Annotated in this window: 15 protein-coding genes; 5 read left to right on the plus strand and 10 right to left on the minus strand. The window is 62.0% G+C overall.

Features of this window, described 5'->3' with window-relative positions; all coding sequences use genetic code 11:
• Positions 1–7: 7 nt before the first annotated feature.
• Positions 8–610 (minus strand): molybdenum cofactor guanylyltransferase MobA, encoded by a 603-nt coding sequence (mobA, locus tag HU749_RS09850; RefSeq protein WP_095963510.1) that lies wholly within the window; start codon positions 608–610, stop codon positions 8–10.
• 78 nt (positions 611–688) lie between these two features.
• On the opposite strand from mobA, the gene moaB reads away from it, so the two are divergent.
• On the plus strand, positions 689–1,228 hold the full coding sequence (gene moaB / locus HU749_RS09855) for a molybdenum cofactor biosynthesis protein B (RefSeq protein ID WP_003183685.1): 540 nt from the start codon (positions 689–691) through the stop codon (positions 1,226–1,228).
• Between the two features lie 22 nt (positions 1,229–1,250).
• The gene (locus tag HU749_RS09860; RefSeq protein ID WP_172898786.1) at positions 1,251–2,438 is read left to right on the plus strand and encodes a molybdopterin molybdotransferase MoeA; all 1,188 of its coding nucleotides are present in this window, start codon (positions 1,251–1,253) and stop codon (positions 2,436–2,438) included.
• Between the two features lie 60 nt (positions 2,439–2,498).
• Here HU749_RS09860 and HU749_RS29200 read toward each other — a convergent pair whose 3' ends face one another.
• Entirely contained in the window at positions 2,499–2,807 is a 309-nt protein-coding gene (locus tag HU749_RS29200) for a hypothetical protein (protein WP_225919147.1), read from the minus strand.
• Positions 2,808–3,155: 348 nt separating this feature from the next.
• Here HU749_RS29200 and yegS point away from each other — a divergent pair, with 348 nt between their 5' ends.
• Complete coding sequence (yegS, locus tag HU749_RS09870; RefSeq protein ID WP_079305579.1) at positions 3,156–4,073, plus strand: lipid kinase YegS; 918 nt, start codon at positions 3,156–3,158, stop codon at positions 4,071–4,073.
• Here the strand turns inward: yegS and HU749_RS09875 are convergent.
• From HU749_RS09875 to HU749_RS09885, 3 genes are all read right to left on the minus strand, one after another.
• The gene (locus HU749_RS09875) at positions 4,057–4,716 is read right to left on the minus strand and encodes a response regulator (RefSeq protein WP_186650216.1); all 660 of its coding nucleotides are present in this window, start codon (positions 4,714–4,716) and stop codon (positions 4,057–4,059) included. The genes yegS and HU749_RS09875 overlap by 17 nt on opposite strands.
• Positions 4,713–5,606, minus strand: coding sequence for a sensor histidine kinase (locus HU749_RS09880; RefSeq protein ID WP_046063781.1), 894 nt, complete (start codon positions 5,604–5,606; stop codon positions 4,713–4,715). Before HU749_RS09880 ends, HU749_RS09875 begins: the two co-directional genes overlap by 4 nt.
• Before the next feature lie 232 nt (positions 5,607–5,838).
• Entirely contained in the window at positions 5,839–6,309 is a 471-nt protein-coding gene (locus HU749_RS09885; protein ID WP_079305581.1) for a hypothetical protein, read from the minus strand.
• A gap of 481 nt (positions 6,310–6,790) precedes the next feature.
• Between HU749_RS09885 and HU749_RS09890 the strand changes: the two genes are divergently transcribed.
• Positions 6,791–7,714 (plus strand): chemotaxis protein CheV, encoded by a 924-nt coding sequence (locus HU749_RS09890; protein ID WP_003183670.1) that lies wholly within the window; start codon positions 6,791–6,793, stop codon positions 7,712–7,714.
• Between the two features lie 71 nt (positions 7,715–7,785).
• Positions 7,786–8,595, plus strand: a complete 810-nt coding sequence (locus HU749_RS09895) for an MOSC domain-containing protein (RefSeq protein WP_186650219.1) — start codon at positions 7,786–7,788, stop codon at positions 8,593–8,595.
• A gap of 82 nt (positions 8,596–8,677) precedes the next feature.
• Here HU749_RS09895 and ppnP read toward each other — a convergent pair whose 3' ends face one another.
• The 5 genes from ppnP to atuC form a co-directional block, all read right to left on the minus strand.
• Positions 8,678–8,962, minus strand: a complete 285-nt coding sequence (ppnP, locus tag HU749_RS09900) for a pyrimidine/purine nucleoside phosphorylase (RefSeq protein WP_014337306.1) — start codon at positions 8,960–8,962, stop codon at positions 8,678–8,680.
• 93 nt (positions 8,963–9,055) lie between these two features.
• The gene (locus HU749_RS09905; RefSeq protein ID WP_079305585.1) at positions 9,056–9,598 is read right to left on the minus strand and encodes a 3'-5' exonuclease; all 543 of its coding nucleotides are present in this window, start codon (positions 9,596–9,598) and stop codon (positions 9,056–9,058) included.
• A 62-nt stretch (positions 9,599–9,660) separates the two neighbouring features.
• Positions 9,661–11,631: an acetyl/propionyl/methylcrotonyl-CoA carboxylase subunit alpha gene (locus HU749_RS09910; protein ID WP_186650221.1), complete on the minus strand. Its 1,971-nt coding sequence runs from the start codon at positions 11,629–11,631 to the stop codon at positions 9,661–9,663.
• A 134-nt stretch (positions 11,632–11,765) separates the two neighbouring features.
• Positions 11,766–12,923, minus strand: coding sequence for a citronellyl-CoA dehydrogenase (gene atuD / locus HU749_RS09915; RefSeq protein WP_186650336.1), 1,158 nt, complete (start codon positions 12,921–12,923; stop codon positions 11,766–11,768).
• A 33-nt stretch (positions 12,924–12,956) separates the two neighbouring features.
• Complete coding sequence (atuC, locus tag HU749_RS09920) at positions 12,957–14,573, minus strand: geranyl-CoA carboxylase subunit beta (RefSeq protein WP_186650224.1); 1,617 nt, start codon at positions 14,571–14,573, stop codon at positions 12,957–12,959.
• Between the last annotated feature and the right edge of the window lie 24 nt (positions 14,574–14,597).

Here is a 14,597-nt window from a genome sequence, read left to right on the forward strand (position 1 = left end):
GCTAGTGTCAATCTGACACGCCTTTGTGCCGGGCCAGTAACTCCGGTGTGTTCAGATTTGCCAGGCGGGGATCGTCGGCTGGGCATTGCAATGCAACGGCGTGCAGTGCGCGCATGATACGACCGGGGCTGCGTTCGCCTTCGCGCCAGGCTTGTTCGAAGCTCGCTGCCAGGGCCAACGGAATGACACACAGCAGCGGCTCCCAGTGCTCGCCGTGCCGCACCATCAGCGGTTGGTCGGGGTGCTGGCTGGCCGTCCTGCGCATGTTATCGAGCAGGTTGGCGTCGATTTGCGGCACATCGCACGGAAGCACCAGCAAATACGAGTGCCTCGCAGCCTTGAGACCCGCCCGGATGCCCGCCAGTGGCCCGGGAAAGTCGCCTTCCTCGTCATGCACCAACTGATCGGCATACGGTGCATAACGTTGCGCATTACGGTTGCAGGAGATGATCAGATCATCGCTCATGGCGCGGGTCTGGCGATGCAGATGGGCAATCAGCGGTTCGCCCTGCCACGGCACCAGGCCTTTGTCCTGGCCGCCCATGCGTTGTCCGCGCCCGCCCGCCAGGAGCAGAATGGAGCAGGGTGGCAGTGACGTGTTCGAGGTCATGGCGTGTCTCCGCACGGGCGAAAAAATGAAGCGCTGTGATATAACACCGGGCTGTTTCCTCCACAACTGGACGAGCCTATGAAAGCCAAGGCTGATGTACCTTTCGTGCCGCTCAATATCGCGGTGCTGACTGTCAGTGATACCCGTACCCTGGAAACCGATACGTCCGGGCAGGTCTTCGTCGATCGGCTCACGGCGGCCGGGCACAACCTGGCGGAGCGGGTCCTGCTCAAAGATGATTTGTACAAGATCCGCGCGCAAGTCGCGACCTGGATTGCCGAGGACGTGGTGCAGGTGGTGTTGATCACTGGCGGCACCGGCTTCACGGGGCGTGACAGTACGCCGGAAGCCGTCACGTGCCTGCTGGACAAGCAGGTCGATGGTTTTGGCGAGTTGTTCCGACAGATATCCGTGGCCGACATCGGCACTTCCACCGTGCAGTCCCGGGCGCTGGCTGGCCTGGCCAATGGCACGCTGGTGTGCTGCCTGCCGGGTTCGACCAATGCGGTGCGTACCGGATGGGATGGCATCCTGGCTGAACAACTGGATGTGCGGCATCGGCCGTGCAACTTCGTGGCTCATTTGAAACAGGCAGCGCCTTGTGAATCCCGTGGGTAAACCGGGCAAGGCCGGCGCCTTGATGGCCGTTGAGGTCGCGTTGGAGCGACTGCTCGAGATGGCGGCGGCCACGCCGATTGTCCAGCGCGAGCATTTACCGTTGGCCGCGGCGCTAGGGCGAGTGCTCGCCGAGGATCTGGTGTCGAGCCTTGATTTGCCGCCATGGCCCAACAGCGCCATGGACGGCTATGCCTTGCGGCTGGCTGACTGGAATGGCGAGCCGTTGACGGTCAGCCAGCGGATTTTTGCCGGGCAGGCCCCGGAGCCGCTGGCCGTTGGCACGTGCGCGCGAATCTTCACTGGGGCGCCAGTCCCGGCCGGCGCGGATTGCGTCGAGATGCAGGAAAACGCCGTGGTTGAAGACGATCAGCGGGTGCGGTTTATCGAGCCCATGATCAGCGGGCAGAACATTCGCCCCCAGGGACAGGAGACCACCGTCGGGGAGCAGGTTCTCTCTGCTGGCACTCGCCTGGGGCCGATCGAGCTGGGGCTGGCGGCATCCTTGGGCTGTGCATCGCTGGAAGTGGTGCGCAAGGTCCGCGTCGCAGTCCTGTCCACGGGGGATGAACTGGTCGAACCCGGTCAGGCGCTGGGCCCAGGCCAGATCTATAACAGCAACCGCGTGCTGCTGTGTGGCTGGCTGCAACGCATGGGGTGTGAGGTGGTTGACGCGGGTATCCTGCCTGATGATTTATCGGCCACCCGCGAGCGCCTGGCACAGTTGTCAGATGTCGATCTGATCCTGTCCACCGGCGGGGTATCGGTGGGGGAGGCGGACTTCCTGGGCATCGCCTTGCGCGAGGACGGTGAGCTGGCGCTTTGGAAACTCGCCATCAAGCCGGGTAAGCCGCTGACGTTCGGGCATTACCGCGGCGTGCCGGTCATAGGCCTGCCTGGAAACCCGGCCTCGACCCTCGTGACTTTCGCATTGCTGGCAAGGCCTTACCTGCTGAGACGCCAAGGCGTTCAGTCGGTGGCGCCGCTCAAGTTCAAGGTGCCGGCCGGTTTCGCCTGGTCGAAGGCGGGCGGTCGACGAGAGTACTTGCGAGGCCGCATGGAGAATGGTCGAGCGATCATCTACCGAAATCAGAGCTCGGGTGTCCTGCGCAGCGCGGCCTGGGCCGAAGGGCTGGTCGAAGTGCTGGAGGGACGGACGCTGGTGGAGGGCGATGAAGTGGGCTTCATTCCCTTGAGTGAAGTCCTTGGCTAGCCCTGTGACAGGTGTTCTGCGGCCCGAGTCGGATACTCGGGCCTGCATGCGTCTCACCCTTCATCGTGTGAGCAGCATCACCAACTGATCGAATCGATTGTTCGCAATCCAGCCCAGCAGGCCGAGCACCACCCCTGCAGCGCCAGCCGAATAGGCCAGCCGGTGGCGGATCACCTTTACGTCGGTGCGAATTTCATCCATGTCTTTGCGGATGTATTTGAGGTGGGTTTCCAGTTCAACGACGCGCGGTTCCAAATCAATTCCTCCAACGGGATTACTGCAACTTTTGCATTCGTTCCGAGTATCGGCCCGCCCGTTCCCGAAGGACGGGCGCTGCCGGGGCAACAGCTTGTATTCACGGTTATGCATGGGACGGTTCATCCCCTTGGTCATAACTGTTCAAACGACTGATCCGGCCCCGGCGGGCCGTGACGTATCCATCCATGGGTAAGTGCTTCCTTGTGTGATGAGGGTTTTAGCGTTCCAGCAGAACAGAAGGCCAAGGTCTCTCAATACCGCTAGAGGGTCAATTGAGCCGATTCGCCAGATCTTGTAAGAAAACTCTTCGAATCAAGGCGTACCGGTCGGGCGAGCTGCCCAACGGGTTTTCTCCCGGGGCTCGCCTTCCTGCCTTTTTTAATAAATTGAGGTTCATCGAGGCTATTTCGGTCGAATGAGCGGTCCCATTTCCTGAACCTTCCAATGACGGAGACAACGATGAGCAAAGGCAAGGCGCTGTTGATTTTGCATGGCAAGCAAGCGCTCAACGAAGAGGTTCGCACGGCGGTGATGCTCAAGCGCGAGCAGGGCTGGGACCTGGCGGTACGGTTGACCTGGGAAGCCGGTGATGCCCAACGATGCGTCGACGAGGCGCTGGAGGCCGGTTATACGCGACTGATCGCCGGCGGCGGCGATGGGACCCTGCGTGACATCGCCGAAGCGATCGTCCTCAAATCGAGCGATGCCAGCCTGGTACTGCTGCCGCTGGGCACTGCCAACGATTTCGCCCGGGCCGCCGGTGTTCCGTTGGAGCCGGCGCAGGCCCTGGATTTGCTTGACGTTGCGCCACGGGCGGTGGATGTGGGCGAAGTCTGCGGCCGGATTTTCCTGAACATGGCCACTGGCGGTTTTGGCAGCCAGGTGACGGCGAACACCTCCGAGGACCTCAAGAAAGTCCTGGGGGGCGCGGCCTACCTGTTCACCGGCCTGTCGCGATTCAGTGAGCTGAGTGCCGCCTATGGTGAGTTGCAAGGCCCCGATTTCCACTGGCAGGGCGATTTGCTCGCGCTGGGTATCGGCAACGGTCGACAGGCGGGGGGAGGCCATGTGCTGTGCCCGCAGGCGTTGGCCGATGATGGGTTGCTGGACATCAGCATCCTGCCGGCGCCTCAGGAAGTGGTCAGTACGTTGAAGGACTTGCTGGCGGGCGGCCTGGGCATCGACAACATGTTTGTTCGCGCGCGCTTGCCATGGGTGGAGATCAAGGTCGCCCAAGGCCTGGATATCAATCTCGATGGCGAGCCGTTGCAGGTCGACGCCCTGCGTTTCACTGTCCGCCCGAAGGCACTGCGCGTGCATCTGCCGTCCGATTCGCCACTGTTGGGCGATACGGCTGCGCTCAATCGTCCAGGCTGATGATTTTTTCGCGCACCGCGAACAGCACCAGGCCGGCCACGTCATGGATCTGCAGGCGCTTCATGACTTGCGCCCGGTGGGTTTCGACGGTCTTGATGCTCAGGTTCAGGCCGTTGGCAATTTCCCGGGTGGACTTGCCGCGTACGATCAACCGCAGTATTTCCAGTTGGCGTGCTGTCAGGTTATGGGCCTGGGCGGGGTCCGGCTGGTGCTTCTGGACGCGAGTCAGCGCCTGGTTGATCACGGTGTGGGCGATGGCCGGGCTCAGGTAGCGTTCATTGTTGCGCAACGCCTCCAAGGCGTGTTTCAGCTCATGGGCAGTGGTGTCCTTGAGCAGGTAGCCATGGGCTCCGGATTCCAGCGCCTGCATGATCAGCGCCGGATCCGTATGCATGGACAGGATCAGCACCTTGCTGTGGGGGCGCACTCGCTTGAGCTGTAGCAGGGCGTCCAGGCCGCTGGTGTCCTTCATGGAGATGTCCAGCAGTACGATATCGGGGTTCAGCCGTTCGACCAATTCCACCAATTGCGTGCCATCACTGGCCTCGCCGATGACGGCATAACCGGGGATATCCATGACCAGCGCGCGTACGCCGGCCCTGATCAGGGAATGGTCATCTACCAGAAGCAAATTACAAATCAAAGGAGAACCTTATTCTTACTGGCTCGTTCCAGGGCACGCGGTGCCCAGGGAAAGCGTGCTTCGATGTGCGTGCCTTTGCCGGCCTCGCTGGTGACCTTGAGGGTGCCGCCCAATTGTTCGACCCGCTCCAACATGCCGGCCATGCCCCGTTGACCTTCGCGCGCGGGGTGGGTGGCCGGGACAAAACCCTGGCCATCGTCGCTGATCTCCAGGGTCAGGCCGTCGGGCAGGCGTTGCAGGCGTACCAGCAGATTCGTCGCCCGCGCATGACGCAAGATGTTGGTGACCGCTTCCTGGGTGATCCGGAACACCGCGACCGACATTTCCTCGGGGATGCCCGCCATGCGCTGTTGGCAATCGAGGCTCCATTTCACCGGGACGTTGGCCAGCGTCTTGAGCAGGTGCGCCCGCAGGCTGGCTTCAAGTCCGAGGCTGGTCAGCTCCCTGGGGTTGAGGATCGCCGATACATCGCGGACCTTGTTGAGGGTTTCGTCCAGGGTCTCGCAGAGCAGCGCGCATTGGCCTTGCAATTCTTCCGGCATCCGCCGCTTGAGCCATTCGCCTTGCAGTTTCGCCGCGGTCAGCAACTGGCCAATGTCGTCGTGCAATTCGCGGCTCAGACGATGGCGCTCGTTTTCCTGTACTTCAAGTAATCGGTCGGCCAGTTCCTGGGGCTGGAACTTGATGGATTTGCGCGACAATCGATGGTGGATCCAGACACAGGTCATGGCTGCGACATTCAGTGCCAACAGACTCAACGGCACCGTATGGGCGAACAGGTAGGCCAGCAGGCTGCCGAGGGTCGAGCAGACGCACAACAATAATGTGAAGCGACGGGCGTTTTCTCGGGAGGGAGGCCAGGTGATGAATGACTTGAGGCTGGCGTACATAGCGGATGGAGCCAATGAATGTTCGCTGCGGGCAGGCCGGTCAGCGCGTCTGACAGGCCGGTCGGGTAAACGTTTCAGGTCGAGGGCGGCTTCGGTTGGCGGCTTTTACGGCGCTGTCTTGAAGTGGCTGACGCGCGAGATGGTACCACTTCGCTTATCGTTGGTCGCGCTCGGCATGGCGCGGCGAAAGCACCATGGGCCGGTCGCGCCGCATTGAGCCGATATCATCGCATCAGGCTTGTTTCTGGGAGTAGGGTACCAACGCCAGCGGACATGACGCTGCCAATGCCTGGCCAGGGCACTGGCCTACCTGGAAAGCAAATGCCTCGATCAACGAGATCTGTTCACTGCTGTCCAGGCCCAACTGGCCTGTGGTGTGATCGACCAGTTCCAGTTGCCAGGCCATCAGGGTCAAGCAATCCTTCAGGGCGTCCAAGGCCTGGTCATGCAACTCCATGTGGTTTTGCGCGTGATTGAGCAAACCATGGATATGCAGTGAAAACTCCGAAACGGCTTCCAGCGCCAGGGCATTGGCCTTGTTCGAGAGTTTCAGCAAGGTGCTGAGCATGCAATCGATGGCGTCCTTGTCGTTGTTGATCAATTGCAGATGGCTCAGGCATTCCTCCGACTTGGCCAGCAGCGTCTCGGCTTCGATCAGAAGTTCGGGAAGACGCTGACTCCAGTTCCTACGATCGTTCGGCATGCTTATCTCCACAACATCATGTCAGGCGAAAGAAAACCGCTTATGGCGAACGGCTGGATCTCAAGGTCGATTGCGGACGGACGCACGGCGACACGCCCCTGCCGTTCAGCGAAAGTGAATTCGCAAACAATTGCACGGGTGGGATCGGCCGAAAGACTGGAGGTCCGATGTCCTGTGGTCGCGCACAAAAGCCTGACTCCGTTCAGCAATGAGAATGGCGTCACATTAATGGCTATTGGATAACGGGAATATCAGGTTGGACCTGATTGTGCCTAGGGGAATCCCTTAGGCAGCGGAACTTTGCGCGCAAACCAGGGTCGCGCGGCGAGGAAAATCGCAGATGAAGTTACGAAGCCAGTAAAGCATGATGTTAATGTGACATCAATGCCCCCACGCTTGTATTTTATCCGGGGTCAAGATTCGGCTGGTGCAGCCGATATCTCTTTTATTGGATTCATCCGAACAAGCCCAGGAGTCATCGATGGCCGGCATTCTCGACACAGTAGATCAACGAACCCAACTGGTGGGTGAGAATCGCCTGGAAATTCTCATGTTCCGCCTGGCGGGGCGGCAGTTGTTCGCCATTAACGTGTTCAAGGTCCAGGAAGTCCTGCAACTGCCGAAGCTGACCCTGATGCCGCAGCGCCATCCGTTCGTGTGCGGCGTGGTCAATCTGCGGGGCCAGACGTTGCCGGTGATCGACCTGTCCCAGGCCATTGGCATGCGTCCGCTGGTGCCAGGCCCTAACAGCACCATTATCGTGACCGAATACAATCGCTCGGTTCAGGCATTTTTGGTGGGCGGTGTCGACCGCATCGTCAACATGAACTGGGAAGCCATCCTGCCACCCCCGACCAGCGCCGGTCGTGAGCACTACTTGACGGCCATCAGCAAGGTGGACGATCAGTTGGTGGAAATCATCGACGTGGAAAAAGTCCTGGCCGAAATCGTGCCTTACAACGCCAAGGTCTCCCGGGACAAACTCGAAGACCCGGTGCTGGAGCGCGCCCGTGGCCGCGAAGTGCTGCTGGTGGACGACTCCAACGTCGCGCTCTCGCAACTGCGCGATACCCTGGGTCAACTGGGCGTGAAAATGCACATCGCCAGCGACGGCCTCAAAGCCCTGAACATGCTCAAGGCCTGGGCCGATACCGGCGAGGTGATGACCGATAAATTGCTGATGATCTTCACCGACGCGGAAATGCCGGAAATGGACGGCTACCGCCTGACCACCGAAATCCGCAACGATCCGCGTTTGCGTGGGCTCTATGTCGTATTGCACACCTCGCTGTCCGGCAGCTTCAACGATTCGATGGTCAAGAAGGTCGGGTGCGACAACTTCCTCTCCAAATTCCAGCCGGACAAGCTGGTCGACGTGGTGCGTCAGCGGCTGATGCTCGACTGAAGCCGAGGGTGGTTTGCTTCGATGGCCGGCTCGTATAAGGTGGCATTTTTTCGCCACCAGGGAAGTTGACCATGTTGCGGCTGAGCGCGCTGTATCGGTATCCGTTGAAGTCCGGCCAGGGCCAGCCCCTGCAAGGGATTGGGCTGGACAAGCTGGGGTTGGACGGTGATCGGCGCTGGATGCTGGTGGATGAGGGCACGGGTCGTTTCCTGACCCAGCGCGCCGTGGCGAAGATGAGCCAGCTCTCAGCCTTGTGGAACGAAGCGGGCGGCCTGACGCTCAGCGCGCCGGGCCATGGCGCCATCGACGTGCCGCTGCCGCCAACCCAGGAAGAGCAGCGGCGCGCAGTGATCATCTGGCGTGACACCTTGCGCGTGCCGGATGCCGGTGACGAGGCCGCGGCCTGGGTCAGCGAATTCATCGGCACCCCCACGCGGCTGGTGCATGTGCCGGTGGAACTGGCGCGCACCACCGCAGCCGGTTATGGCAAGGACGATGACAAGGTCGCCTTTGCCGATGGTTTCCCCCTGCTGCTGATTGGCCAGGCGTCCTTGCAGGACCTGTCGAGCCGGGTCGGTCGTTCGCTGGAAATGTTGCGCTTTCGCCCCAACCTGGTGGTCGAAGGCAGCGAGGCGTTTGCCGAGGACGGCTGGAAGCGCATTCGTATCGGCGAGGTGGAGTTCCGGCTGGTCAAGCCATGCTCGCGCTGCATCATGACCACGGTCGATCCGCAGACCGGCGAACGCGACCCGAATCGCGAACCCTTTGCCACCTTGCAGCAATACCGTTCGACACCGGACGGTGCGATGTTCGGCCAGAACCTGGTCAACGACAGCAACGGTCGGCTTGAAGTCGGCATGCCGGTTGAAGTGCTCGAATAAAAAGATCCGTGAATAAAAATGCCCGTGTCATTGGACACGGGCATTTTTGTTTGTCAGGCAACAGCTTTTCTAGCTTCTAGCTTCAGCCGCGGTATTCACACAGGTAGGCGGTATCGACAGCCACTTTGAGCTGGAACTTGCTGTTGGCCGGGACATTGAACTGGCTGCCGGCCTCGAAGGTTTCCCAGTCGGTGCTGTCAGGCAGTTTCACGGTCAGGGCGCCGGAGACCACGTGCATGATTTCCCGTTGGGCCGTGCCGAACTCATATTCGCCCGGTGCCATGACGCCGATGGTCGCAGGGCCTTCGGCAGTGCCAAAAGCGATCGACTTGACGGTGCCGTCGAAGTACTCGTTGACTTTAAACATGGGCGATTCCTCGAAAAAGGGGCTGGAAAAGGCCGGCCAGTATGCACAAGGCTGCAACATTCGTCATCTGCCGCACCGGCAGGTGGCAGGCGTTCAACCCGGAAGCACCAGGGGCAACAACCGCGCGGTATTGCGCGCGTCTTCCAGCGCACGGTGCTGTTGACCGCAGAATTGCAGGCCAGCCAGTTGCAGAGCGCCATTGAGCCCCAGCGGTCGTTCCAGCCGACGGGCCTTGGCGAAGCGTTGCTTGAGGTTCATGTGCGGCACCTGGCCGAGGACACTGTGCAACTGCTGGTGCTGCCATTCCTGAAGCAGTTGCTTGCGGTCGTAATCGCCCCAACTGACCCAGCTTTCCAGCTTCGACTGGTACGGCGCCAGCCAGCGCTCGAACGCCGGCCAGACCTCGGTCAAGGGCGCGGCACCGTCGATATTGGCCTGGGTGATGTGGGTCAGTTCGCGACAGAAGGGCGTGAGCAGCGGGCGTCTCAGGGGGCGCACGAAGCGCTGGAAATGATCCACCTCGCGACCGTCACGATTTACCAGCGTGGCGCCGATTTCGATAATTTCCATTTCGGTTACCGGCCAGCCACCTTCATCGGTGGTGGCCTCCAGATCAATCACCAGCCAGTGAGGCATTGCAGGGTTCCCGGTATCGGCGTGCTGATGGGTTTGAGCGTAGTCAAACCCGCGGCATCCGACTAGTCGCCTGTTTCGACACGTAACAAAACTTGCCGGTTTTGCACCTGCTCACCCCGTGTGACCTGCAATTGCCTGACCACGCCGTCAATGCCGGCCTTGAGTGGGTGCTCCATTTTCATTGCCTCAAGCACCATCAGCAGTTGGCCTTGGCGCACTGTGCTGCCTTCGCTGACCAGCAACTCGACAATGGCACCGTCCATGGGCGCCTTGAGCGTGCCGTCGCGGGGGCCGGCCTTGGCGGCGATGGAGGTGTGGGTTCGGTCTTGCAGGTGCAGGCCACCGGGGCGGGTAGACAGCCATAGATCATTGCCATCGAGGCGCCAGGCATGACGCTGGCGAATCCCGTCGATGATCAGCGTGGCGCCATACGCGTCAGCGTCGAGCAGCCTCAGTTCGATCAAGCGCCCGGTACTGCGGATGTGCAGTGTCCCGTTGGTTTTGGCCTCAAGGCTCAGCGCCCAGTCGTGCTCGCCGATGCCGATTCGATAATGCAGCGCCGCGCCGAGGCTGTTGCGCCATCCGCCGAGGTCGGGGGCATGCCGTGCCTGCGAGGCCTGATAGAACGCCGCGGTGGCGATGGCGAGCTGTTCGGCTGAGGGCTCAAGGGGCAAGAGCGCCGCATGATTGGCTAAGTGCTGCCCGATGAAACCGGTGCCGAAGTCGCCGGCGATGAACTGCGGATGTGCCAGCAACCCGGCGAGCAAGCGTTGGTTGCTCTGGACGCCAAGCAATACGCAATCTTCCACCGCTCGCAACAACTTGCGTCGGGCCTCCTCGCGGGTGGCGCCGTGGACGATGAGCTTGCCCAGCATCGAATCGTAGAACGGAGTGATGAGCTGGCCCTCCTGCAGGCCATGGTCGACTCGCACGCCGTCGCGTATGGGCGGCTCCCAGCCGATCAGCCGCCCGGTCTGGGGCAGGAAATCCGCCGCCGGGTCCTCGGCGTACAGCCGCACTTGCATGGCATGGCCGCTGAGCATCACTTGCTCCTGACGCAGGGGCAACGGCCTGCCGGCGGCGACGTCCAATTGCCAGGCCACCAGATCCAGGCCGGTGATCAACTCGGTGACCGGGTGTTCGACCTGCAGGCGCGTGTTCATCTCCAGGAAGTAAAACCGGCCGTCCGCCGCGAGCAGGAACTCCACGGTCCCGGCACCGACATAATTCACTGCGCGTCCGGCCTTGAGTGCTGCGTCGCCCATGGCCTGGCGCAGGTCAGTGGTCATGACCGGGCAGGGCGCTTCCTCGATGACTTTCTGGTGGCGCCGCTGGATCGAGCAGTCCCGTTCGCCCAAGTGGATCAGCTGACCATGGTGGTCGCCGAAAATCTGCATTTCCACATGCCGCGGATCGATCAAGGCCTGTTCGAGGATCAACTCGTCGTTGCCAAACCCGTGCAGGGCCTCCGAGCGCGCGCTGCGCAACTGCTCCAGCAGGTCCTCGGCGCGCTGGACCAGGCGCATGCCTCGACCGCCACCACCAGCACTGGCCTTGATCATCAATGGGTAGCCGATGCGTCCGGCTTCGCGCTGCAGCGTGTCGTCGTCCTGGGCGGCGCCCTGGTAACCGGCGATGCAGGGAACGCCGGCTTCAATCATGGCGGTTTTTGCCCGGCGCTTGCTGCCCATCAGGTCGATTGCCTCGGGGCTGGGGCCGATGAACACGATGCCGGCGGCTTCGCAGGCCTTGGCGAACCCGGCATTTTCCGAAAGAAAGCCGTAGCCGGGATGGATCGCATCGGCCCCGCAGCGCCGGGCTGCATCGAGCATGGCCGAGGGGTTGAGGTAGGACTGCTGCACCGCGGCCGCGCCGATCAGCACGGCTTCATCGGCCATGCGCACATGCAGCGCCTCGGCGTCAGCCTCGCTGAACACCGCCACCGTGCGATAGCCCAGGGCCTGGGCGGTGCGCTGGATCCGGCAGGCGATTTCGCCACGGTTGGCGATGAGGATTTTGCTGAAGGCGGGCATGGGTTCATTCCTGGAGTCTTGCGGTGTCTGTTTGGGCCTCATCGCGAGCAAGCTTTGCTCCCACAGGTGAATGCACTCACTGGGCATTGTGGGAGCAAAGCTTGCTCGCGATGGCGGTCTGGCAGGTGATGTACTCAGTTTTTCTTCCCCGGCAAAATCCCCATGAGCTTGCAGATGATGCCCAGCATGATCTCGTCCGCACCGGCACCGATGGACACCAGCCGCACGTCGCGATAGGCCCGGGCGACCGGGTTGTCCCACATGAAGCCCATGCCGCCCCAGTACTGCAGGCAACTGTCGGTGGTTTCCCGGGCCAGGCGTCCGGCCTTGAGCTTGGCCATCGACGCCAGCCGCGTGACGTCCTGGCCGTTGATGTACTGCTCGGTGGCCTGGTAGACCAGCGCCCGCAGGCATTCGATCTCGCTGGCCAGTTCCGCCAGGCGAAAGTGGATCACCTGGTTGTCGATCAGGGCCGCGCCGAAGGTCTTGCGTTCCTTGCAGTACGCGATGGTGCTGTCGATGCAATGCTCCAGGCCCTTGAGCATGTTGGCCGCGCCGAACAGGCGTTCTTCCTGGAACTGCAGCATCTGCATCATGAACCCGGCGCCTTCCTGGCCGATGCGATTGCGTTGTGGCACTCGCACGTCGTCGAAAAACACCTGGGCGGTTTCCGAGCTGCGCATGCCGAGTTTGTCCAGGTGCTGGCCGAGGCTGATGCCGGGGCTGTGCATCGGCACCATGATCAGCGATTTGTTGACGTGGGGCTTGTCATCCGAGGTGTTGGCCAGCAGGCAAATGAAATCGGCACTGGGCGCATTGGTGATCCACATCTTGCTGCCGTTGATGACGTAGTCGTCGCCGTCCTTGCGCGCCGTGGTCTTGAGCCCGGCGACGTCGGAGCCAGCGCCGACTTCCGAGACGCCGATGCAGCCGACCTGTTCGCCGCGAATGGCCGGGCGCAGGAACGCTTCACGCAACTGATCGGAGCCGAAACGGGCCAGGGCCGGGGTGCACATGTCGGTCTGGACGCCGATGGACATGGGCACGCCGCCGCAATGAATGGTGCCAAATTCCTCGGCCGCGACGATCGAATAGCTGTAGTCCAGGCCCATGCCGCCAAAGGCAGCTGGTTTGGAAATGCCCAGCAGGCCCAGCTCGCCGGCCTTTCGGAAAACCTCGTGGATGGGGAAACGCCCGGCTTTCTCCCATTCGTCGACGTAAGGGTTGATGTCATGCTCGACAAACTGGCGAACGGTGCGCCGCAGCGCTTCGTGTTCCTGGGTGAAGATCATTTTCATTGTTCTCCTGTGAGCCGTGGAGCGTCCTCAGAAACGGGCCACGCCGAAGCTGTTGGCTTGCAGTGGCCGCTGCTCGGCCTCGTGACAGATGTCCAGCAGGTAGCCCAGCAGTGTGCGGGTGTCGCGCGGGTCGATGAGCCCGTCGTCCCACAGGCTGGCGCTGCCGTAGAGAGCGGTGGACTGGCTGTCGAGTTTCTGCGCGGTGGTTTGCTCGAGCAGGTCCAGCATCTTCGGGTCGGGGGTCAGGCCGTTCTTGATCTGCGTGGCCTCGGTGACCATGCGCAGGACCTTGCCGGCCTGTGCGCCGCCCATCACCGCCGTATGGCTGTTGGGCCAGGCGAAGATGAAGCGTGGGTCCAGCCCACGGCCGCACATGGCGTAATTGCCGGCGCCGTAGGAGCCGCCCACCACGACGGTCAGCTTGGGCACTCGGGCATTGGCCACGGCCTGGATCATCTTGGCGCCGTGCTTGATCACCCCTTGTCGCTCCGACTCGGTGCCGACCATGAACCCGGTGGTGTTGTGCAAAAACAGCAAGGGCGTGCGGCTCTGGTCGCACAACTGGATGAACTGCGCGGCCTTGCTGGCACCTTGGGGCGTGATCGGTCCGTTGTTGCCGATCAGGCCGCAGGCATGACCGCGAATGTGCAAGTGGCCGCAAATCGTCTGGGCGTCGAACTCGCTTTTGAAGGCCAGGAAATTCGAGCCGTCGGCGATGCGGGCGATGATTTCCTGCACGTCATAGGGCTTCTTCGGGTCGTCGGGGACCAGTCCCAGTAACTCGTCGGCGGGGTAGAGCGGCTCTGTCCACGTCCGTTCGGGCTGTGGCGGCAGTTGCGCATTCCAGGGCAGCAGGCTGAGGATCTCCCGGGCCAGGCGCACGCCGTCGGCGTCGTTCTCGGCCAGGTATTCGGCGGTGCCGGCCACCTGTACGTGCATCTGCGCACCGCCCAGTTCCTCCTCGCTGGCCACTTCGCCGGTCGCGGCCTTGAGCAACGGCGGCCCGGCCAGGAACAGCCGCGCCTTGTCGCGCACCACCACCACGTAATCCGACAAACCCGGCTGATAGGCGCCACCGGCCGTGGCCGAGCCATGCACCACAGTGATCTGTGGCAGGCCCATGGCCGACATACGTGCCTGGTTGGCGAAGCAGCGCGCGCCTTCGACGAAGATCTGCGCGGCGTAATTGAGATTGGCGCCGCCACTTTCGGCGAGGGTGATGACCGGCAGTTTGTTTTCCATGGCGATCTGTTGCAGGCGCAGGGTCTTGTACAAGCCGCTGGGGGAAATCGTGCCGCCCTTGATTGCGCTGTTGTTGGCCACCACCAACGCCCGCACCCCGGACACGTAGCCGATCCCGGCGATCAGGCCGCCGCCGGCCTGGCTGCCATCCTTGTCGTCATGGAGTTTGTAGCCGGCCAGGCTCGCCAGCTCGAGGAACGGCGCGCCAGGGTCCAGCAGCAGGTTCAGGCGCTGGTGCGGCAACAGTTGGCCGCGCTTGTCGAACTTGCCCTGGGCCTGGGCGGCTTTCTCCAGCACGGTCTGCTCGAGTTGGCGCAGCTGTTCGACACCGGCCAGCATCGCCGCGTGGTTGCGCGTGAAGTCAGCGCTGTGGGGATCAAGGTGCGATTCGATGACTGGCATGAGGATTCCTCTTGCTCGAACGGA

Source organism: Pseudomonas ogarae, assembly GCF_014268695.2.
Lineage (GTDB): Bacteria > Pseudomonadota > Gammaproteobacteria > Pseudomonadales > Pseudomonadaceae > Aquipseudomonas > Aquipseudomonas kilonensis.

What these genes read in the sequence shown, in the direction of transcription:
- mobA (WP_095963510.1), bottom strand. Translation starts at nt 610, where the DNA reads ATGACCTCGAACACGTCACTGCCACCCTGCTCCATTCTGCTCCTGGCG.
- moaB (WP_003183685.1), top strand. Translation starts at nt 689, where the DNA reads ATGAAAGCCAAGGCTGATGTACCTTTCGTGCCGCTCAATATCGCGGTG.
- HU749_RS09860 (WP_172898786.1), top strand. Translation starts at nt 1,251, where the DNA reads ATGGCCGTTGAGGTCGCGTTGGAGCGACTGCTCGAGATGGCGGCGGCC.
- HU749_RS29200 (WP_225919147.1), bottom strand. Translation starts at nt 2,807, where the DNA reads ATGCATAACCGTGAATACAAGCTGTTGCCCCGGCAGCGCCCGTCCTTC.
- yegS (WP_079305579.1), top strand. Translation starts at nt 3,156, where the DNA reads ATGAGCAAAGGCAAGGCGCTGTTGATTTTGCATGGCAAGCAAGCGCTC.
- HU749_RS09880 (WP_046063781.1), bottom strand. Translation starts at nt 5,606, where the DNA reads ATGTACGCCAGCCTCAAGTCATTCATCACCTGGCCTCCCTCCCGAGAA.
- HU749_RS09885 (WP_079305581.1), bottom strand. Translation starts at nt 6,309, where the DNA reads ATGCCGAACGATCGTAGGAACTGGAGTCAGCGTCTTCCCGAACTTCTG.
- HU749_RS09890 (WP_003183670.1), top strand. Translation starts at nt 6,791, where the DNA reads ATGGCCGGCATTCTCGACACAGTAGATCAACGAACCCAACTGGTGGGT.
- HU749_RS09895 (WP_186650219.1), top strand. Translation starts at nt 7,786, where the DNA reads ATGTTGCGGCTGAGCGCGCTGTATCGGTATCCGTTGAAGTCCGGCCAG.
- ppnP (WP_014337306.1), bottom strand. Translation starts at nt 8,962, where the DNA reads ATGTTTAAAGTCAACGAGTACTTCGACGGCACCGTCAAGTCGATCGCT.
- HU749_RS09905 (WP_079305585.1), bottom strand. Translation starts at nt 9,598, where the DNA reads ATGCCTCACTGGCTGGTGATTGATCTGGAGGCCACCACCGATGAAGGT.
- HU749_RS09910 (WP_186650221.1), bottom strand. Translation starts at nt 11,631, where the DNA reads ATGCCCGCCTTCAGCAAAATCCTCATCGCCAACCGTGGCGAAATCGCC.
- atuD (WP_186650336.1), bottom strand. Translation starts at nt 12,923, where the DNA reads ATGATCTTCACCCAGGAACACGAAGCGCTGCGGCGCACCGTTCGCCAG.
- atuC (WP_186650224.1), bottom strand. Translation starts at nt 14,573, where the DNA reads ATGCCAGTCATCGAATCGCACCTTGATCCCCACAGCGCTGACTTCACG.